Source organism: Mesorhizobium prunaredense, from assembly GCF_900156895.1.
GTDB classification, from domain to species: Bacteria; Pseudomonadota; Alphaproteobacteria; order Rhizobiales; family Rhizobiaceae; genus Mesorhizobium; species Mesorhizobium prunaredense.
Genome location: NZ_FTPD01000020.1, coordinates 55,760 through 72,902, shown reverse-complemented (window position 1 = coordinate 72,902; position 17,143 = coordinate 55,760). Strand labels below are relative to the sequence as shown.

Annotated in this window: 24 protein-coding genes; 8 read left to right on the top strand and 16 right to left on the bottom strand. The window is 59.9% G+C overall.

Going from position 1 to position 17,143, the window contains the following annotated elements; all coding sequences use genetic code 11:
* Nucleotides 1-244: 244 nt before the first annotated feature.
* The 14 genes from BQ8794_RS35665 to BQ8794_RS16210 form a co-directional block, all read right to left on the bottom strand.
* Nucleotides 245-430: a hypothetical protein gene (locus BQ8794_RS35665; RefSeq protein WP_167378763.1), complete on the bottom strand. Its 186-nt coding sequence runs from the start codon at nucleotides 428-430 to the stop codon at nucleotides 245-247.
* 270 nt (nucleotides 431-700) lie between these two features.
* Nucleotides 701-1,066 carry a low affinity iron permease family protein gene (locus BQ8794_RS16275; protein ID WP_077379305.1) on the bottom strand — a complete coding sequence of 122 codons (366 nt, stop codon included), beginning with the start codon at nucleotides 1,064-1,066 and terminating at the stop codon, nucleotides 701-703.
* Between the two features lie 82 nt (nucleotides 1,067-1,148).
* Nucleotides 1,149-1,385 carry a hypothetical protein gene (locus tag BQ8794_RS16270; protein WP_143744592.1) on the bottom strand — a complete coding sequence of 79 codons (237 nt, stop codon included), beginning with the start codon at nucleotides 1,383-1,385 and terminating at the stop codon, nucleotides 1,149-1,151.
* Nucleotides 1,386-1,558: 173 nt separating this feature from the next.
* Nucleotides 1,559-1,804: a hypothetical protein gene (locus BQ8794_RS16265; RefSeq protein ID WP_077379301.1), complete on the bottom strand. Its 246-nt coding sequence runs from the start codon at nucleotides 1,802-1,804 to the stop codon at nucleotides 1,559-1,561.
* Nucleotides 1,805-1,874: 70 nt separating this feature from the next.
* The gene (locus tag BQ8794_RS16260) at nucleotides 1,875-2,174 is read right to left on the bottom strand and encodes a DUF1236 domain-containing protein (RefSeq protein ID WP_077379326.1); all 300 of its coding nucleotides are present in this window, start codon (nucleotides 2,172-2,174) and stop codon (nucleotides 1,875-1,877) included.
* 932 nt (nucleotides 2,175-3,106) lie between these two features.
* The gene (locus BQ8794_RS16255) at nucleotides 3,107-3,403 is read right to left on the bottom strand and encodes a hypothetical protein (protein WP_077379299.1); all 297 of its coding nucleotides are present in this window, start codon (nucleotides 3,401-3,403) and stop codon (nucleotides 3,107-3,109) included.
* Nucleotides 3,404-3,687: 284 nt separating this feature from the next.
* A complete protein-coding gene (locus BQ8794_RS16250) occupies nucleotides 3,688-3,897 on the bottom strand; it encodes a hypothetical protein (protein WP_077379297.1) in 210 nt (69 codons plus the stop codon).
* A gap of 269 nt (nucleotides 3,898-4,166) precedes the next feature.
* Nucleotides 4,167-4,349 (bottom strand): hypothetical protein, encoded by a 183-nt coding sequence (locus tag BQ8794_RS16245; protein ID WP_077379295.1) that lies wholly within the window; start codon nucleotides 4,347-4,349, stop codon nucleotides 4,167-4,169.
* Nucleotides 4,346-5,206 carry a hypothetical protein gene (locus tag BQ8794_RS16240; protein ID WP_077379294.1) on the bottom strand — a complete coding sequence of 287 codons (861 nt, stop codon included), beginning with the start codon at nucleotides 5,204-5,206 and terminating at the stop codon, nucleotides 4,346-4,348. The genes BQ8794_RS16245 and BQ8794_RS16240 overlap by 4 nt, the downstream gene beginning before the upstream one ends.
* Nucleotides 5,206-5,388 (bottom strand): hypothetical protein, encoded by a 183-nt coding sequence (locus tag BQ8794_RS16235; RefSeq protein WP_077379292.1) that lies wholly within the window; start codon nucleotides 5,386-5,388, stop codon nucleotides 5,206-5,208. Before BQ8794_RS16235 ends, BQ8794_RS16240 begins: the two co-directional genes overlap by 1 nt.
* On the bottom strand, nucleotides 5,385-5,630 hold the full coding sequence (locus BQ8794_RS37410; protein WP_425293542.1) for a DUF6074 family protein: 246 nt from the start codon (nucleotides 5,628-5,630) through the stop codon (nucleotides 5,385-5,387). The genes BQ8794_RS16235 and BQ8794_RS37410 overlap by 4 nt, the downstream gene beginning before the upstream one ends.
* A 139-nt stretch (nucleotides 5,631-5,769) precedes the next feature.
* Entirely contained in the window at nucleotides 5,770-6,225 is a 456-nt protein-coding gene (locus BQ8794_RS16225) for a hypothetical protein (RefSeq protein WP_244555001.1), read from the bottom strand.
* A gap of 259 nt (nucleotides 6,226-6,484) precedes the next feature.
* Nucleotides 6,485-6,733 (bottom strand): helix-turn-helix transcriptional regulator, encoded by a 249-nt coding sequence (locus BQ8794_RS16215; RefSeq protein ID WP_244555000.1) that lies wholly within the window; start codon nucleotides 6,731-6,733, stop codon nucleotides 6,485-6,487.
* A 245-nt stretch (nucleotides 6,734-6,978) separates the two neighbouring features.
* Nucleotides 6,979-8,322 carry a tyrosine-type recombinase/integrase gene (locus tag BQ8794_RS16210; RefSeq protein WP_077379284.1) on the bottom strand — a complete coding sequence of 448 codons (1,344 nt, stop codon included), beginning with the start codon at nucleotides 8,320-8,322 and terminating at the stop codon, nucleotides 6,979-6,981.
* A 1,580-nt stretch (nucleotides 8,323-9,902) separates the two neighbouring features.
* On the opposite strand from BQ8794_RS16210, the gene BQ8794_RS16205 reads away from it, so the two are divergent.
* A complete protein-coding gene (locus BQ8794_RS16205) occupies nucleotides 9,903-10,121 on the top strand; it encodes a hypothetical protein (protein ID WP_143744591.1) in 219 nt (72 codons plus the stop codon).
* A 130-nt stretch (nucleotides 10,122-10,251) separates the two neighbouring features.
* Nucleotides 10,252-10,434, top strand: a complete 183-nt coding sequence (locus BQ8794_RS16200; protein WP_077379281.1) for a hypothetical protein — start codon at nucleotides 10,252-10,254, stop codon at nucleotides 10,432-10,434.
* A gap of 513 nt (nucleotides 10,435-10,947) precedes the next feature.
* On the opposite strand, the gene BQ8794_RS16195 is transcribed toward BQ8794_RS16200, so the two are convergent.
* Nucleotides 10,948-11,301: a hypothetical protein gene (locus BQ8794_RS16195; protein WP_143744590.1), complete on the bottom strand. Its 354-nt coding sequence runs from the start codon at nucleotides 11,299-11,301 to the stop codon at nucleotides 10,948-10,950.
* A gap of 193 nt (nucleotides 11,302-11,494) precedes the next feature.
* Here BQ8794_RS16195 and BQ8794_RS35660 point away from each other — a divergent pair, with 193 nt between their 5' ends.
* Both BQ8794_RS35660 and BQ8794_RS16190 read left to right on the top strand, forming a co-directional pair.
* Nucleotides 11,495-11,668, top strand: coding sequence for a hypothetical protein (locus BQ8794_RS35660; protein ID WP_167378762.1), 174 nt, complete (start codon nucleotides 11,495-11,497; stop codon nucleotides 11,666-11,668).
* A 188-nt stretch (nucleotides 11,669-11,856) separates the two neighbouring features.
* A complete protein-coding gene (locus BQ8794_RS16190) occupies nucleotides 11,857-12,102 on the top strand; it encodes a hypothetical protein (protein WP_077379278.1) in 246 nt (81 codons plus the stop codon).
* Between the two features lie 513 nt (nucleotides 12,103-12,615).
* Here the strand turns inward: BQ8794_RS16190 and BQ8794_RS16180 are convergent.
* On the bottom strand, nucleotides 12,616-13,230 hold the full coding sequence (locus BQ8794_RS16180) for a TetR/AcrR family transcriptional regulator (RefSeq protein ID WP_077379274.1): 615 nt from the start codon (nucleotides 13,228-13,230) through the stop codon (nucleotides 12,616-12,618).
* 91 nt (nucleotides 13,231-13,321) lie between these two features.
* Here BQ8794_RS16180 and BQ8794_RS16175 point away from each other — a divergent pair, with 91 nt between their 5' ends.
* From BQ8794_RS16175 to BQ8794_RS16160, 4 genes are read left to right on the top strand one after another with little or no spacing between them, the layout of a single operon-like run.
* Nucleotides 13,322-14,428, top strand: a complete 1,107-nt coding sequence (locus tag BQ8794_RS16175) for a polyamine ABC transporter substrate-binding protein (RefSeq protein WP_077379272.1) — start codon at nucleotides 13,322-13,324, stop codon at nucleotides 14,426-14,428.
* 13 nt (nucleotides 14,429-14,441) lie between these two features.
* A complete protein-coding gene (locus tag BQ8794_RS16170) occupies nucleotides 14,442-15,296 on the top strand; it encodes an ABC transporter permease (RefSeq protein WP_077379270.1) in 855 nt (284 codons plus the stop codon).
* A 2-nt stretch (nucleotides 15,297-15,298) separates the two neighbouring features.
* Nucleotides 15,299-16,081, top strand: coding sequence for an ABC transporter permease (locus BQ8794_RS16165; protein WP_077379268.1), 783 nt, complete (start codon nucleotides 15,299-15,301; stop codon nucleotides 16,079-16,081).
* Nucleotides 16,078-17,142 carry an ABC transporter ATP-binding protein gene (locus BQ8794_RS16160; protein WP_077379267.1) on the top strand — a complete coding sequence of 355 codons (1,065 nt, stop codon included), beginning with the start codon at nucleotides 16,078-16,080 and terminating at the stop codon, nucleotides 17,140-17,142. Before BQ8794_RS16165 ends, BQ8794_RS16160 begins: the two co-directional genes overlap by 4 nt.
* Nucleotide 17,143: the final 1 nt, after the last annotated feature.

Sequence of the window (17,143 nt, the reverse complement as noted above, 5' to 3'; positions counted from 1 at the left end):
GACCTGAGCCGAGGTAGGACCAATCCGCAATTGAGACGTAATCAGAGGGAGCGTAGCAGCCCTCCTCCGAGCGTAACGCTCGCCTGCAATTAGACCCCGACCGCCCTCCTTCCACTTGGGCCACGCTTGGTCCACTTCAGGAGCTGCCCTCGACGTGGCTGACTCCATAACTGAGCCCAGGTCGGTCAGTGATGTAGACCGGAGGGTTAAACCAATGGAGCGGCATGAGGGGAATGTAGGGCAGCTAGGGGGTTCGTCCCGACCGGGCCTTACCAATCGCCTCAAGCAATGAAGCTAGAGTTGGCGGCAGTTCTGGTTCGACCTCCAGCCCCAACAGCTTGTGTACGTGACGACGATTGTCTTCGGTGCCGATCAAGTCGCGAACGGCGTCGGCAAGGGTCTTATGGCCCGCTGCGTCACGCTTTGCCATGTCTGCAAGTCCCAACCCCGCCCGGCGGCAACTCGCAGGTCGCGGAATGGTTCCGTTAGGGGTCGCGAATGTTTGGGAGCTAGTGGTAAAAGCCTGACACTTGGTACCCCACGCGTGGGGCAGCTCAGGTTGTCTGTCAGTGGTGTTTTTCTTTATTGGTTAAGCCTCGTCTTTCCTGCATTGCCTATCCTTATCCGGCGATACGGCGGCTTGTTGGCGACCCGAACCATTGTCGCCAGATCGTGTTCTGCTTGGCAGCCGCTGGCGTAATTAGGCGCCAGAGACTCCCTCGTGCTTAGCTTCTTGATCAGCCGCCGCTGCTTCCAATTCAAGCCGCGCCAAATGGGCTTTGATCTTCTCAGGCTCGGCGTGCTCCAGCCCGACGACATTGTTCCTCGTTTCCTTCAATGCAACGATGATCTCGTCGAGCTTCGCATGGATGGCAGCGGTGTCGCGGCAACCCTGGATCAGCACGACCCCGGTAATCACTATCGCAGCTACAGAAAGCGCATAGGTGATTACGTTTGTTAGCCCAAACGGAACCATCGCAGTGCAGGCTATCATCGCGGCTAGCAGCACATAGAAGCCGCGCGGACGGGACAGAAAGTCGGCGATCACAAAGAGAAATCGGTTCATGCGAATCCCCAAGGCTAATGGCGGCCGCCAGAAATCGAATTAGCGCGTAAAATTGGGAGTTACCGGCGCTAATCGGGACATCTCAGATTCCATACATCAGAGCAATGAAGACCACCGGTGCAAAGAGCAGGAAGATCGCCATTACTATAATCACGGCGAGGGCCAGGCGCTCTGTTCGCCTGACGATTGCAACGACGTCGTCGTCGCTCGACGAAACAAGATCAACCACCGAGAAATCTGTTGGGTCAGGAGTTTGATTGTCATTGGCGGGTCGGCTTGCGACCGCATCGACATTCTGTTTGCTCTGGATAAGGGTCACAGTTCTCTCCGCCGTTAGGGGCCACATCGGTGCCCGCCGACGAGTATACAGCGGGGCACCCGGAACCACCGATGAAGGGACTTTGCTCGGCGGCCAAATACCAATCCTTTGCCAAGATCTTGGTTGCCAGCCCAGCCCTCTGTCTTTAACGCACAGACTTCAGTCTTACTGCGTCATGGACCATAGCCCGGCGCCGGAACTAAGTGCCCGCCGGTCCCGTTGTCAGGCGTCTCGACGACGAAGGATGCGGCAATCAAATCGTCGGCATCGATTCTGCCCTTGCCGCCCTCCATGACGGCTGCGACCTTTTGAAAGGCCTTCAGTTCGCTCTCGGTAATCCGGGCGCCGCGCATCCTCTCATTGAGGTCGGCCACGCGCATTCGAAGCGCCTGGGACGCTTCAATCTCACGGTTCGACATGGTGATCAATTCCTCCCTTGGCAGCCCGCCGCACCTTTCGCACGGCGGGCTGTGCTCCCAGTCGCTTAGGTCATTCGATGATTTTGATGATCTTGCGTGTGCCCGGGTCAACGACAACGGTCCGGTTGTCGACGACAACGGTGCGGTATTTGGTGTTGGGGATTTCATGGAGCTCGACCGTCTCGGGCAGGGTTGAGCCGATATTGAGCTCCACTCCAGGGATTTTCACCGACGCGAGCGGCTGCTTTTTGACGTATTCCCTGATGACCGTCTCCTGTTCAGGCTCGATGACAACGTCCTGAGCGGCAGCGGCGCCGATACCGGCCATCAGCAGAAATCCCGCGGCGAAAGTTGAAAGACGCATTCTCATAATTGCCTCCTTGCGTGAGTTCTGTTTGCGCTGCACGGCATCGTCTTCGCGCCAGCCCCACCCAACCTCGGGCGGCCGCAAACGTTCCTTGATTGGGCTTCGGTCTTCTCAACGGTAGGACCTAAGTCTGACATTGCTGATCGCAAAGGACGACGACGGGGTGCAGCCCGGAACCGCGCCTGTCGGCACTCGTTGCTCGTCAGTGCTCACAGGAGGAGACCATGGAGAATAGTGTCCACCAACCTCGCTGGTTACTCGCTCCGGTGTTCGCCGTATCGATTACGTTCCTGGCGATAGCAATCATCGCTAGCTAGGGGCCGGCACCCGATTTGAGATCTGCGCCCACCCGCCATTCCTCGATTTGGCGGGTGGTCCGCAACTCATGGCTGGCCAAGTCCGGCCGGGCGAGGCGTGTCAGCGTTCAAGGTCCCGAGGGCGGCATCACTTCACAGCAGGTCTTCGGCAACCCCGTCGAATTTCCTGAGGCCTACGCTTGGAGGCTTTTGCTTGAGAAGGCCCTGTTCAGATGCGGCCGCCTCGAAGGCAGCGAACGCGGCTTAGTGACTGCAATGTCCGGCCAAGCATTCCTCGACCATTCGGATTGCCTCAAGTCGGGACGGCTTGTCCATAAATGGCCATGGTTGCTGAAGCGCCGTCTCAGCATCAGGTATCGACGCAACCAGCATCGATCTGTGGTTCAGGTAGATCGTAATCGGTATAAACGCCGGCATCTTTGTCGCTCTCCAGAATTGAAGTGGATAAACGCGAAGATATAGCGGGGGTTGCATGAACGTTCGTCGGGGAGTGCTGCTCTAAATTCGCGGGCCAGTGCCGCGTTGCTCGGTGCCAGAGGCCGTCCGGCAGCGGGCGAAAGTTGCGTGTCGCCTTGCGGGCTGACGGCTTGTCCACCACGCGGCGGGTCGAGCATCGCGCTATGGAAGATACCAACTAGCGAGGGCGTACGCTGCCAAGCCCAATATTGAGAGCATATACAGAACCAGGAACAACGGAACCACGGACGGCTGGCTGTCGAGGGCGGCGTCAGGGTTTTCCAGTTCCTCAAACAGGTTGCGATCCCGCCTCGCCTTCGTGACCACCAAATCGTCCGGCCCGATTTTACCGTCGGTCTCTCTCGAAATCCTTTTCGCGATATCGGCTCGGATCACCGGATCCTTTGGCAGGCTGCTCGGAAACCATTCAGGAGGATTGTCACCATCGTTCTTGTCCATGGCGCACAAATGCTTCTGCCTCACTTATGTTCCAAGTTTCTAATGCAAGATGGTGAAAGCAGGGCCTAGTCAGAATGGCGCATGCTCTAGAATACCCAGCAGCGGTTGAATCAACTGTTACCGCACGTGCTTTCCAGTGCGCATTCCCAGTCGTTAAACTTTGATGGAACAGGACCTCACCGATAAGCGACCACCCGCCATTCCTCGATTTGGCGGGTGGTCCCAGAAAAGAACGGCTGACCAAGTCCGCCAACTGTTGAAAGGCTGAACCGGGTAGCTGGACGCTAGCGCCCCAGCGGCAGTTTGGAAACCGAGACAAGCTCGTCCTCATCCGTGATACCAGCCAAATAGTTTGCAAGTATCCGGGATGCGAGCGCTTCGCGCCGCTGTTCGGATTGCCCCTCGATCTTGAGCCGGTCGAACACGCGGCCAAGCAAGGCGACATCGGACGGATTGAAGACGCCAGCTTCTTTAGCTTTTCGATAGATCGGCATACCACCCCCTCGGCTAAAAACATTCTGCGCAACTAATCCGATTCAGGACATCTCGGACAACAAAAAAAGCCCGCCGCACCTTTCGGCACGGCGGGCAGATCAGTCGTTCACCAGGCACGGGGTGTGGGCGGGGGGTGGTGTGCCCGGTGCGCAGAAATCCTACGCGCGCCGTCCGCCGCACGTCTACCAACCGGCAGTTGGAAGAATGACCCAGCCTTGTTCGACATCTTGCCAGCGCCCGGTCACGGCTAAGGCTTCGTTGCCTTTCTTCATGCCTGCCTCCGCGCGGTTTGCAGAGCCACCACGTCGCCGGGATTGTTTGGCAGGGCGAGCATTCGCTCCCGCCACATGCGCCTAGCGATATAGGGAAGAGCGCTGGTCACAACGGCGGTCGGCGCCGCCGAGGTTTCGGGCTCTACGATAACCTCAAGCTGCTGCGGTTCGCGGTTCATGCTACTGCCTCCCGATGCTTTTCGATGTCGGCCGGTGTCAAATTCCCGCTCATCAGCTTGGTTCGGAAATAGTTGATCAGACCTGGGCGGTTTTCCTTGCCGTCGAACAGCGACACCAAAAGGTTGACCGCTTCCTCTTCAGTCCGCGGAACCGGGAACGGGCATTCGCGACCCAAATCAGAAAAGACCTCAGATATCGGGTTAGTCTTCCCTTCAGAGCTAAAATCTCCAAGGTATGCTCTAAGATAATTGGGGTCAGAAATTGGTACCCTGTCGTCCCAAATTTTGGCACCCTCTAGCGCCTGAGGGGTAACAGTTTTTGGTACCCTTCCAGCTTTCCGGTCCGCATTACGTCTCCTTTCGTTCTCTTTCCGGATCGTGTCCTCCTCACGAAGCTTTTCGCGGGCTTCGCGTATGTGCATTTGAACAGCATCCCGGCGGGGATTCTCAATGCGGTACAACCGGCAACCGTCTGAGGTCTGGCCCACGTCGACCCAGTACTTGAGTTCGATCATCAACCGACGAATGTTGCCGACCGTGGTCTTCGAGCGAATGCCCGCCTCAGCCATCATCGAAATGTTCGATAAATAGGCGACCGTAGGCTTAAGCGTCCTCTCATCCACCGTGACGTAGCGAGCCATCGCAACGATGGCTCGTACGGCGGCATCTGTTAGTTTTGGGTCGGCCGCAGCTGTTTCGTATAGCTCAAACTTGAAGGCGGCGAGTTCGCGCGTCGCCTTCGCATAGAGGGTTTCCGGCTTTCCATTCCGGAACTCGATTACTTCTCCCTCATCGGAAACATGCTCAGGCGGGTAGTCGCGCCCCTGGGCTTTGGACGTAGAGCGGAGCAAGGCCATCAGTGCGCCCTCGCCCGGATCAGGGCCGCTTGCCGACAGGCCTCGACAGCATCCTTGAGCGGTAAGGCGAACCGTTCCTGCAACTGCGGAATAACCGCCTTGGTGCGATCCGCCGATCCGGTTGCCAGCCAGTTGGCAGCGAGGTCGACGGGGTTTGCGAGCTTTTCAGCGGCGGCGCTCATGCGCGCTGTCCGCCGTGACCGACCGGCACGCTGCCGAATACAGCTTCGGTGAAGGCGCGGAGTTCGTGGTCGATCATGTCGGCGTCGATTCCGGCCAAAATCATCTGGCGCTGCATGACCATAAGCTGCTGTCGCCAGTATCGATCAGCATCAAGGCCATGTTTGCGTCGAAGGATGGAGGCAACGTGCCTGATCCGACCAGTTCGGAAGGCTGCAGGGAATGGAATCAGCTGGGCTGTCATTCGGGCATACCCCCGTAGATATAAGAGATAGTACCCATATGGGCACTAGTAGCACTGCAGGAATGGGCACCGATAACGTGCTTTTTCATGCAGGAATGGGCACTGATCTTTGTAGGAATGGGCACTGGGAAGCTGTTTTTCATGCCGCCCTCTTCTCTCTCGATTTCACTTCGGCTCGCTCGGTGTTGTGGTACTGGTCGATGAGCTTCCGCGCTTGATCCTCGGTTGTCCTTTTCCATTCGTCAGTTGGCGCCAGGCAGCCCTTTGCCGGGAGGTAGGTGAGGCGGTAGGCGTTAGGCGCCCGAAGGTCTCCAGCGGGCTCGATTGCACGGATCGTTTCCATGAGCCCGAGCGCCGCCCCTAGGGCCTGTGCCGAAGCGATCTTGCGGCGGGAGATGTTGTGCTGCTCGAATTGCCCGAACGACACGTACAACTCGCCGTTGTTGGAGCCGCCGTGCCGCAAGTGCTCGATCTCTAGTCGTTCGAGCATTCGCTTGAGCGGAACAGGGGCAAGTCGCCAGGATGGGCTCAGATAAAGCTCAAGCCTATGAGCAACCCACGCTCTAGACGTAAGCCAAGTGCTTTTTCTGCTCATGAGCGCCCACCTTTGCGATGAACACCTCGGTGATGAAGCCGACATAGCCAGCGGACATCCATCGGCCGATCGTAATCATGGTGGTGACCATCGACCTCGTGGGCGCCGCAAACCCCGCACGGTTCCTTTTCGATCAATCCCTTCTTCAGCGCGGAACGCAGGGCCGCATGCGCCCAAATCTCTTTCGGGTGCGCCGCATTCCACCGAGCTTGCGGCGATGGCGCCGGGGCGCCGGGATCTTCGGTAAGAGTCTGTCCCATCAGGCAGCACCCTTTTCAGCATGGGCACGTTCCCAGGCTTCGATCTCGGCAATCCGCCAATACCGATAGCGGCCAAGATAGAGCGGCTGCGGAAACGCCATCTGCTCGTCGCGGAGCCAGCGCCAGATGGTCATGTCGCTGACCTTGTAGCGCTCCCGGACGTGGCGGGCCGGGATGAACATATTTTGGGTATTGCCTGCATCTGCAGGCTGGGGCATAAAAACCATGTGCGAGGAATCCTTGCGCAAAAGGGAGAACACACCAACGAGTGTGATTTTCTGTTCAAAGAAACAGCCGGGCGAGCTTTCTGAGGGCCAAGCCCGGCTGTTTCTAATTTCCGAACCAAATCGGCTCGTTAGCTAACAAGTTAGTCTATGGGATTCAGGGGGTGCAAGAGAATCGGCAGCCGTACCCGGTTTTCCCACGGGCAAAACGTGCTCCGTACCCGCTGTTCACAGGCTTTGAACTTTTCCACAGGCTATGCACAGGATGATTAGGCGCGTTCCTGCTGGAACGGCACCACATTCTGCGCCGCCTTGCCTTCAACCAAGTCGATGACAAATCGGCCCCACGCGTCGAGCGCGGCCCGCTTCTCGTCGGCGTAGTCGTGAACCTGGTAGATGCCGGCGATGCCACGGAAAGAGCCGGACTTGTGGTTGAGAACCTTTTCCGTCACCTCCATCTTTACTCCGATGCGCTGCATACCGGCGGCAACGGTGCGGCGGATGTCGTGCAGCGTCCATTCGGGGATCTCGACCTCGCCGGCACTCTCGGCCATGAGTTTATCGATACGCTGTTTCATCCTGGAGAAGCCGCTGACAGGGTGTTCGCCGTCTGTCGTGAAAACATAGCCCGCCTTACCCTTGATCCGTGGCAGCGCCCGCAAGATCGCCAGCGCCCGCTCTGACAGTGGCACCACATGCGGCTCGCCATTCTTCGACCGCGCGGCCGGGATGACCCATTCGGCGGCGTCCATGTCGATCTCGCCCCAGGTCATTGCGGAAACCTCGGTGCGGCGCTGACCGGTCAGGATCAAGAGTTGCAGGAGCGGCCCGAACGGTCCCCTGCCCGCTGCACCGTCATAGGCTTCGCAGGCTTGCCATAACCAGCGCAGTTCATTGTCGCTGGAGCCAGGGACTTCCTTGCGCCGGATCAGGACGCGATTGCGGCTGTCATTTTCCTCGGACGGTGGCTGTAGGTCCGTCATTGGCGAAGCCATCAGGATGTCCTTGCCGACTGTCCAGTTGAAGAACTTGCGCAACTCCGCAAATGTGCGGTTGGCGCCGATCGGCGCTGTTGTGGCAAGCTTCTCCAGATGCTCTCTGATGTCGCGGCGGGTGATGTCTTGAATGCGCTTTTCGCCCCACAAGCCGACGGCGCGGTGCGCGTTCACTTCGCTCTTGAGGTTCAAGCCGAGAAGCCTCGCCTTCTCGGGATAGTTACGTCGCTTCGATGCATACTCCTTGAGGTAGCGTTCAACGATGGTCTTGAACTTGTCGCGGTTCGCCGCGTCCTCGTCCTTTACCTCTCGCTTGGCGGCTTGCTTTTCCGCACCGGGATCTTCGCCGCGCCGGACGCGCTCCAGTATGTGCGCTGCCTCTCTGCGGATGCGGGTCAACTCCTCACCGGCCGCGTCGCCGTCGTCACCGAAGAGAGAGTTGCCGAGCGTGACCTTTTTCGGAATGCCCGAGGCCCGGTAGCGAACCGCCCAAGATTTCCGCCCCGTGGGCTGAATCACGAAATACAGGCCGGCCAAAATCCCGTCCCCAATTTCTCTTCGCTTGGAGGGGTCTGCCTTGAGCTTGAGAAGAGATGCCGCCGTAAGTGCCTTTGCCATGTCCAAATCCCCTGGGTAACAATGGGGTAACGCAAACGCGTGTTATGCGCCGTTACCCGATGTTGCTAACATATGGGAACAAATGTCGCAAAGCAAGGCTCGACAACGCTTTGAACAAGATCAGATGTTCGGTTTTGTTAGGTCGCGTTACCCAGAGGTTCATGTTTTGTAAACCGAAGGTCGGCGGTTCGATTCCGTCCGGGGGCACCAGTTTCCACCCGACGAATTGCCCAGAAAGGTGTGTTCGCCTTCGTCACCCTCCTCTATCCCAAAGCCCATGCTTGGCCAAATCATCGAAGCTGACGTGCGCCCAGGTATGGTAAAGCTCTGAAAAGCTTCCGGTTCAGAAAAATCTGATGAAACAATCCCGCAAGCTGCGAGGGTCTCGCCGGTCCGACTTGCCCGACGTACACTCCCCCTCCAAAACCGCTGGACAAGGATAGCCCCGCCTAAGCGCGCTCATGTCGGTCTGAGGTACCGCCCACCGGGCAGCCTCTCGGCGTCTGGCGGTCGTCTCGCTCGGACCTGTGTGGTGGAACCGAAGGGGGCACGGGGGGTCGTCGCGCGAGCCAGTTATCCGATGGGTCGTAAGAAAATTTGGCCCGGATATTCCGACCCCTCCTTTTGACCAGTTGAACCCGCTCACCCGAATTGTCTATCCGAGCTAGCTCAAGCGGCCGATTTGGGGGCGATCTATATCGGCTACTAATGACCTGTCGCTTGACGCTGGGGTCAATTGGGTGGGCACTCGTCATTGGGTGGGCACGCGCGTCAGGCCGGGTGTGTAGGCTGGGGTACGGAAGTCGCAATCTTTGAAGGTCCGTCCCCGGCCGCACTCTTGAGACACCCGCCCGGGTGGCCTTGGGGGGCAGCACTAGCCGGTGTAAGACTGACAGGGTGCCCAAGGCTCCGCTGTCTGGGTCTTGTCATCGCTCAGTCACTATTTAGTTGTGCTGCCACTGCACCCCGCGAAGGCAGCTCAAAGCAGCGGGGACTAACCCCAAGCCCCCCACCCGGTCCCCGCTGCTCATTTACCGTCACGGAACCCCGAAGGTCTAGCCGACCCAGAGCGCCGTCTTCAGCGCCCGTTCAGCGACCTTCGGCCGTGCCTCCTCCTAGTCCTCCCCGACGCTGCCTGAGGAGATCACCGACGCAAAGGCCGTCAAGGCGACCGCATTACCTGCCTGGGCGATCCGATGTTGACCGCAACGGCAACCACCGCCGTTACCAACCCCTCAGGCACCCGCTTGTCGACCACAAACGCCCTCCGCCCAAGCCTGACGATCCACTTCGGCCGCTCCCTGAAGCTCGCAGTCATCCCATTGCTCGACGACCCCGCGAAACAGCATTGGCGCTACCGCGAGACGAGCTCTGGCGCGTCAACCGTGGGGTGAAGCGAGGCTGCCTAAGCGTTCCTGAGGGTGGCGTGTGATGGCATAGAAGGGGGCACGGGGGGATCGCGCGCTGCACTTTTGCTCCAAACATTCCGACCCCTTTTTTCGTACGAAATCGTACATTGATTTTTTCCCCGAAAGTGCAACACATAGTAACTTGGGGCAGTGGCTCGGGGAGACCCTCGGGTGAACGTTAAGACGAACGGCGGGCGCACAGTCGAGGACCTTGTTCTGGAGGTCATCGAGGCAGCCCCCTACGGCGGGATCGTCTCCGTTAAGTCCACGATAGCAGCCGTGCGCGAAGATGGCCCCCATTGGGAAGTGACCAACTGTGATCTGATCGAGTTTATCGTGGAAGCGGCTCCGGCATTTGGGCGCGCGGTAGCCTTCGACCAACGCGAATGATCCTCTAATGGCTCCCGGTTGATCAGCCAGTCCTTCGCGCTCAGAAATTTCTACCAAACATTACCTACCCCTAAAGGAACCATTCCGTACTTCGCGAGTTCCGGCTGGGCGGGGGTTGGGACATGCAGACATGTCAAATCGTGATAAGGCCGGGCAAAAGCCCCCTCTTGCCGAGGCCATTCGGCAGTTCATCAGTGCTGAAGACAATCGTCATCACGTACACAAGCTGCTTGGGCTGGAGGTCGAACCAGAGCTGCCGCCAACCCTAGCGTCGTTACTTGAGGCGATTGGTAAGGCCAGTCGGGCCGAGTAGCTCCCCTCATTGGGCCTTGCCAAGGGGAGAGCCCGCCGCCGTTGAGGGACAAGCGACGGACCCACAGCGGCTGTGCTTCCACGGAGAACTGACCGCCGCAATTCTAAACCCGCGCGGGCCTACATCGTTCCTCTTCCCGCTCTAAATTACCCTCCATGGCAACCCTCTGGTTCTCCCCTCCGGTGTTCGTGAAGACCGAACTGGTCGGTGTCAGCTAGCCCTGTATAGGTGGAATGTCTGCAATGGGTGAACTCGGTCATTCAGAGGTATGCACCCTAAACGCAGTTGACAGAAGGTACACCGCTCGGGCACAAAGAGGTACACCGAGCTTAACCGCCTCGGGGGAAGAGCCCTTTCTATCCCTTGATTTTTCTTCGGAAGTTCGGGTGGAACGCTCCAATTGGATTTGGCCTTTAGCGCCGTCCGGGGGCACCAAAGCCTGTCGTCTTGAATGAGGCCGGCCTTTCGGATTTTGCCGCGCTGCGCAAGGGGGACGAGGGCTAATCGGGACCTCTAGATCCCATACATCAGGGCAATGAAGAATACCGGTGCAAAGATCAGGAAGATCGCCATTACTATAATCACGGCGAGGGCCAGGCGCTCTGTTCGCCTGACGATTGCAACGACGTCCTCGTCGCTCGACGAAACAAGATCAACCGCCGAGAAATCTGTTGGGTCAGGAGTTTGATTGTCATTGGCGGGTCGGCTTGCGACCGCATCGACATTCTGTTTGCTCTGGATGGGGGTCACAGTTCTTTCCGCCGTTAGGGTGCCATATCGGGTGCCCGCCGATGAGGGATACAGCGGGCACCCCGAACCGCCGATGAAGGGACTTTGCTCGGCGGCCAAATACCAATCCTTTGCCAAGATCTTGGTTGCCAGCCCCGGCCCTCTGTCTTTAACGCACAGACTTCAGTCTTACTGCGTCATGGACCATAGCCCGGCGCCGGGCTTGATGAAAACGTTGACGGCCGTCCACACTCTGCAAAGCGGCCCACGCAACAGAAAGCCGTTCGATGGAGTTTCAATTAGTTGCGGGAACCAGCAAAGGAGGATCATTATGAAGATGCTCGTCACCCTCCTGGCCGGCATTGCAATGGCCGGATGCATCAGCGTGGCCGCTGCCGATCCGTGGAAGGACGAGAGCGGACATGGCAAATGGCAGGGCCGCTACCAAGACGAAGATGATTATGAGCGGAAGCGCGAACGCTACTCCCGTTCCGCCGATCTGTAGCCCCGGGGGCACCAGCAAGCAGCTTCTTGTGACAACCTGCCAGGGTCGGTCAAAATCTGCTCATCCCCGATTTCCACAGGCCGGGGCCATAGCCCGTCAGCTTCAACGCATATATTCGCTAGCGGACCACAGGAATTCCCCTTGTGGAACCACAGGTATTCCGTAGTGGAAAACCATAGGAGTCGCCGTTGGAGCAGAAGCGCACGATCGCCCCCTTTATTGGTGGCGTGTATGGTGGTCTTGCAGCCCTCGCGTTGGCGTTCGGTTTCCGCTTCCTGATGATTGCCGATCCCGATCCGACCTCGCAAGCAACGATAGCCCTTGCGGGATTGGCTTTTTCGATCTGTTTCAGCCTTGCCTTCCTTCGCGAGCATCGACGCCAAATCGCTGCCGCCAGAGAGTTTCTAAGCCGCCCAAGATCGTATCAGGACTGATCCCCCGCGTTTCGCAAAGCAAAGCGCCCATGCCTCCGGTCCGGGGCATCAGAACCAATGGATGCGACAGGGATGCGGACCGGCCGCCCTCTCCTGCTCCCGGCCATTTTAATGCCATTCGATTAAAATGCCCTTGCGTATATTAGCAATCGCTCAATTTAGCGCGCCGACAATGTCCGGGCGGTGGGCTAACAACGGGTGGTGTCATGCGAAGCGACTTCGCTGCAGCGCGCGAGTTCTTGGAGTGTGCCCAAAACCGGCTCTGCGGCATGGACGAAACGAGCCAACGCGTCAGCGAGGCATTGGACTCGCTGATTGAAGAAATAGCCATCGCGGAATTCCGTAAGGCGCCATTGACTATCGTGCCGTTTCCACGCGCGCGGCCACCCAGGCATGCTCGGTAGAACACCGTAGTCGACAGCGGACGTGCTCCACGCGCCACCAGCGGAATAGAACCTGCGCGATTGCGGCTTAGCGGCGTCCGGGCCGCCAGAAATCCCATCGGGGGGCCCCTCACACCGCGATCGCCGCCACCAGTATCCGGTTCTGCCTTCGTATCGCGGCGCGCAGTTCGGCAATCCTCGCCTCGTCGCGCTTCACGAACTCGATGAACATCATGTTCATGTTGTTGAACATCAGTTCGCCGAGCGCCTGCCCGTCGATATCGCGGCGCACCAGGCCGATCGCCTGCAGCCGGACGAACAGCGCGCGGATCTGCTCGGTCAGCGCCCGGTCGAGCGCCGTGTAAGCCTGGCCGAACGGGCTGTCGGGCAGTTGCGTCGAGATCGCCATCGCCTGCCGCCACATCTCCTTGCTGAGATAATGCAGCGAATGCTCGATATAGATGCCGAGCAGCGTGTCGAGCGCATCGCCGACATTGGCCGGCGGGTTGGCGACGACGCCGCGCCCGGCATTGAGCACCTCGTTGACCTCCATCGAGACGATGGCGCCGAGGATGTCGCCCTTGTTCTGGTAATAGTTGTAGATCGTGCCGACCGAGACTTCCGCCTGCGCCGCGATCGTCTCGATCTTGGCGGCTTCATAGCCGGTGTCGCGAAAAAGCGCCGCCGCCGCCTCAATGATGCGGCGATGCCGATCCGCCTTTTGCCTTGCCCGCAATCCGCTCATGTCGGCTATCTGCCATAAAAACGGAATTGACTCAATTTTAGAATTGGTTCAATTTTTTGCCAGAAGCCAGAAAGGCAAGGCAGAACACTCGATGACCATCAATCCAAACACCCCGAATCCAACGACCAGGAAGCCGCTTTCCGTGCTGAAGAGCCACCTTCACGCCGCATGTGCGGCGACAGCGCTGCTGCTGGCGACGGGCAGCCTCGCTCAGGCCGCCGATCTCAACGCTCTGATCTGGTGCGATCACGCCGATCCCGCGCTGCTGCAGCCCTTCGAGGAGGCCAATGGCGTCAAGGTCAATGTCAAGGAATTCGAAGGCACCGGCGCCGGCATGGCCATTGTCGAGCAGTCGCAGCCCGGCGACTGGGACGTGATGGTGATCGACAGCATCGACATACCGCGCGGCGTCGAAAAGGGCCTGTTCGAACCGCTGCCGGACGACAAGCTGCCGCTGGCCGACCTCTTTCCCCAGGTGAAGATGGACAGTTACACCGTGGTCGACGGCAAGCGCTACGGCATCACCGAAAAATTCGGCTACAACACCATCGGCTACAACAAGACCAAGGTCGATCTGGCCGACATGCAGTCGCTGGCCGCGCTGACCGGCGACAAATACAAGGGCAAGATCGCCATCTACGACTATTACCTGCCGGTCATCGGCATGGCGGCGCTGGCGATCGGCAAGAAGACCACTGAGCTGACCGAAGCCGACCTTCCGGCCATCAAGCAAGAGCTGCTCAAGATGAAGGCCAACGCCAAGCTGGTCGGCGAAGTGACCGCCAGCCAGACCGCGCTGGCGACCGGCGAGGTCGACATTCTCGTCGGCGGCGGCGAATGGGTGACGGCCGGGCTGGCCAAGGAGAACCCTGCCCTCGACTTCTCGATCCCCAGAGAAGGTGCTGTGCTGTGGTCGCAGTCGCTGGCCATGTTCAAGGATTCCAAAAACAAGGACACGGCGCTAAAATTCATCCAGTACATCATGAGCCCTGAGGGCCAGGCGCGGCTTGCCACCTCTGCCTGCTATTGGGGCATGCCGGCGAATACCAAGGCGGCTCTGAGCGATGAGCAGAAGAAGATCCTGCGCTTCGACGAGCAGCCGGATTTCCTCGCCCGTGCCCAGCCCTACCCGGCGCCGGATGCCGATCTCGACAAGAAGATGCAGGACGTCTGGACCGAAATGCTGCAGGCGCAGTGACCGGTCGCCGGTCGTGAACTCTGCCACGAACAGCGGGCGTGCCCTGCCCCGGGCGGGCTGGGCGCTGGTCACGCCGGCGCTCGGCTGGACGCTGCTGTTCTTCGTGCTGCCCTTCGTCGCCATGGGGTTTTCCAGCCTGACGGCGCATGACGGCGGGGGCTTTACGCTCGCCAACTACGGCCAGTTCTTCACCAATCCGGCCTATTGGCAGGCGATGGTGAACTCGCTGCAGGTAACAGCAATCGTCACAGTGGTTTCGGTGCTGCTCGCCTACCCCTTCGCCTGGATCCTGGCCGAACAGGTGCCGGAGCGCTGGCAGCGGCTGGCACTGATGCTGGCTGTGCTGCCGTTCTGGACCTCCTATGTCGTGCGCTCCTATTCCTGGCTGCTGGTGCTGGCGCAGAACGGCGTGATCAACCGCGCGCTGACCGGCTCCGGCCTGTTCAGCGAGCCGCTGCAGCTCGCCAACACGCGGCTGGCCACGGTCATCGGCTTCGTGCATTTCTTCGTCATGCTTTTGACGCTGACGATCTTCGCCAATCTGAAGCAGCTCAGCCCGAGCTACCGCAAGGCAGCCGCCGATCTCGGCGCCGGGCCGGTGCGCACGTTCCTGCATGTCGTCCTGCCGCTGACTTTGCCCGGCATCATGGTCGGCGCCTTCCTCACCTTCGTGCTGTGCGTCGGCGACTACATCACGCCGCAGATCCTCGGCGGCAACAACGAGCTTTTGATGCCGCAGCTGGTGATGATGCAGATCGGCCGGCGCGGCGATTTTCCGCTTGCCTCGGCGCTGTCGATCATCCTGATGGCGGTCGTCACCATTGCCTATCTCGCCTGCGCCCGCTGGCTCAAGATCGAGCGGGCCTGACCGTGCGCGCCCTTGTCCGCATCGTTTCCTGGCTCTACGCCATCGCCATCTATGGCTTCATCTTCCTGCCGGTGGTCGTGCTGGTGCTGTTTTCGCTGCAGGCGACGTCGTTTCCGATCCCGCCCTTCACCGGGCCGTCGCTGCGCTGGTACGACGCCGTGCTCGCCGACACGCGGCTGACCTCGGCGCTGGTCAATTCGCTTCTTGTCGCGGCCTGCTCGTCGGCCGCTGCCGTCACGCTCGGTTTCCTCTCTGCCTGGGGTTTTGCCCGTTTCGCGCTGCCGGGCTCGGCCCTGCTGCGCGGGCTGATCACGCTGCCGCTGACCGTGAGCTATCTCATCATCGGCATGGGGCTGCTGGTGCTGTTCAACTGGGCCGGCATACCGAAATCGCTGCTTGCTGCCGGCGTCGGCCATGTCGTGATCAACCTGCCGCTGTGCTTTGCCATCATCTACAGCCAGATGGGCGACCACCAGATCAACATCGAGCGCGCCGCGCGCGACCTCGGCGCGCCCGAATGGAAGGTGCTGCTGCTGATCACCGTGCCTGTCATGGCGCCGGCGATCTTTGCCGGGTTCTTCCTGTCGATGACCTTCTCCTGGGACGAATTCGTGATCTCGTTCCTGCTGACGCGCTTCGACACGACGCTGCCGGTCGAGATCTGGAACCTGCTGCGCTCAGGCCTCAATCCCAAGACCAACGCCGTCGGCTCGCTGGTCTTCGCCGTCTCCATCGTGCTGGTGGTGTTTTTTGAGCTGATGCTGTTGCGGAGGAAGCCGGCATGACCGCGCCACTGGTCGATGTCCGCGCTGTCTCGCATCGCTTCGGCCAGCACACCGTGCTGAGGAACGTCTCGCTGCAAATCGAGCCGGGCAGCTACACCATCCTGCTCGGCCCGTCGGGCTCGGGCAAGACGACGCTTTTGTCCATTCTCGGCGGCTTCGTCACGCCGAGCCAAGGCAAGGTGCTGATCCGCGGCGAGGACTGCACCGCGATGCCGCCGGCGAAGCGGCCGACGACGACGGTGTTTCAGGACTATGCGCTGTTTCCGCATATGAGCGTCGGCAGCAATGTCGGCTTCGGTCTGCGCATGCAAGGCGTCGATGCCGCGACACGGACCGCGCGGGCGCGCGACGCACTGGCGCTGGTCGGGCTGGCCACCGCCTTCGACAAGAAGCCGCACCAGCTTTCCGGCGGCCAGCGGCAGCGCGTCGCGCTGGCCCGCGCGCTTGTCGTCGAGCCGGCCGTGCTGCTGCTCGACGAACCGCTCGGCGCGCTCGACCTAAAATTGCGCCGTCAGATGCAGGACGAGTTGAAAGCGATCCAGAAACGCGTCGGCACCGCCTTCATCCATGTCACCCACGACCAGGAAGAGGCGATGGCGCTGGCCGACCATTGCGTGGTGATGAATGCCGGGCGCATCGAGGACGAAGGGCCGCCCGAGCGCGTCTATGCGCGGCCGGCGACGCACTTTTCCGCAACCTTCATGGGTGAGAGCACGCTGATATCGGGAACGGTGGCGGCGGCGAAGCATGGAACAATCACAGTCGCGACCCAGGTCGGACCGCTTTCGCTGCCCGGCACGCAGCCGGCCGGAACGACTGTCGCCCTCGCCGTCCGTCCGGAGCACCTTGTCCTCGGCGCAACCGACGGCGCTGTAAGGCTCGGCATGGCCACGGTGAGAGACGTGGTGTTTCAAGGCAGCTTCAAGCGCGTGCTGGCTGTCTCCGAGAAAGACCCGGCGCTGCACTTCATCGCCAGGGTTCCCGCAGCAGCGGTCGTCCAGCCGGGCGACATCGTTGCGGTTTCGTGCGACGCTGGCGATGTCATCCTTCTGGCGGGCTGAG

Bases quoted from the DNA above. Each gene is read 5' to 3' on its own strand.
- BQ8794_RS16265 (WP_077379301.1), bottom strand. From the start codon at position 1,804: ATGTCGAACCGTGAGATTGAAGCGTCCCAGGCGCTTCGAATGCGCGTG.
- BQ8794_RS16160 (WP_077379267.1), top strand. From the start codon at position 16,078: ATGACCGCGCCACTGGTCGATGTCCGCGCTGTCTCGCATCGCTTCGGC.
- BQ8794_RS35660 (WP_167378762.1), top strand. From the start codon at position 11,495: ATGAAGATGCTCGTCACCCTCCTGGCCGGCATTGCAATGGCCGGATGC.
- BQ8794_RS16235 (WP_077379292.1), bottom strand. From the start codon at position 5,388: ATGAGCGCCGCCGCTGAAAAGCTCGCAAACCCCGTCGACCTCGCTGCC.
- BQ8794_RS16245 (WP_077379295.1), bottom strand. From the start codon at position 4,349: ATGAACCGCGAACCGCAGCAGCTTGAGGTTATCGTAGAGCCCGAAACC.
- BQ8794_RS16250 (WP_077379297.1), bottom strand. From the start codon at position 3,897: ATGCCGATCTATCGAAAAGCTAAAGAAGCTGGCGTCTTCAATCCGTCC.
- BQ8794_RS16240 (WP_077379294.1), bottom strand. From the start codon at position 5,206: ATGGCCTTGCTCCGCTCTACGTCCAAAGCCCAGGGGCGCGACTACCCG.
- BQ8794_RS16180 (WP_077379274.1), bottom strand. From the start codon at position 13,230: ATGAGCGGATTGCGGGCAAGGCAAAAGGCGGATCGGCATCGCCGCATC.
- BQ8794_RS35665 (WP_167378763.1), bottom strand. From the start codon at position 430: ATGGCAAAGCGTGACGCAGCGGGCCATAAGACCCTTGCCGACGCCGTT.
- BQ8794_RS16275 (WP_077379305.1), bottom strand. From the start codon at position 1,066: ATGAACCGATTTCTCTTTGTGATCGCCGACTTTCTGTCCCGTCCGCGC.
- BQ8794_RS16255 (WP_077379299.1), bottom strand. From the start codon at position 3,403: ATGGACAAGAACGATGGTGACAATCCTCCTGAATGGTTTCCGAGCAGC.
- BQ8794_RS16200 (WP_077379281.1), top strand. From the start codon at position 10,252: ATGTCAAATCGTGATAAGGCCGGGCAAAAGCCCCCTCTTGCCGAGGCC.
- BQ8794_RS16260 (WP_077379326.1), bottom strand. From the start codon at position 2,174: ATGAGAATGCGTCTTTCAACTTTCGCCGCGGGATTTCTGCTGATGGCC.
- BQ8794_RS37410 (WP_425293542.1), bottom strand. From the start codon at position 5,630: ATGACAGCCCAGCTGATTCCATTCCCTGCAGCCTTCCGAACTGGTCGG.
- BQ8794_RS16210 (WP_077379284.1), bottom strand. From the start codon at position 8,322: ATGGCAAAGGCACTTACGGCGGCATCTCTTCTCAAGCTCAAGGCAGAC.
- BQ8794_RS16225 (WP_244555001.1), bottom strand. From the start codon at position 6,225: ATGAGCAGAAAAAGCACTTGGCTTACGTCTAGAGCGTGGGTTGCTCAT.
- BQ8794_RS16175 (WP_077379272.1), top strand. From the start codon at position 13,322: ATGACCATCAATCCAAACACCCCGAATCCAACGACCAGGAAGCCGCTT.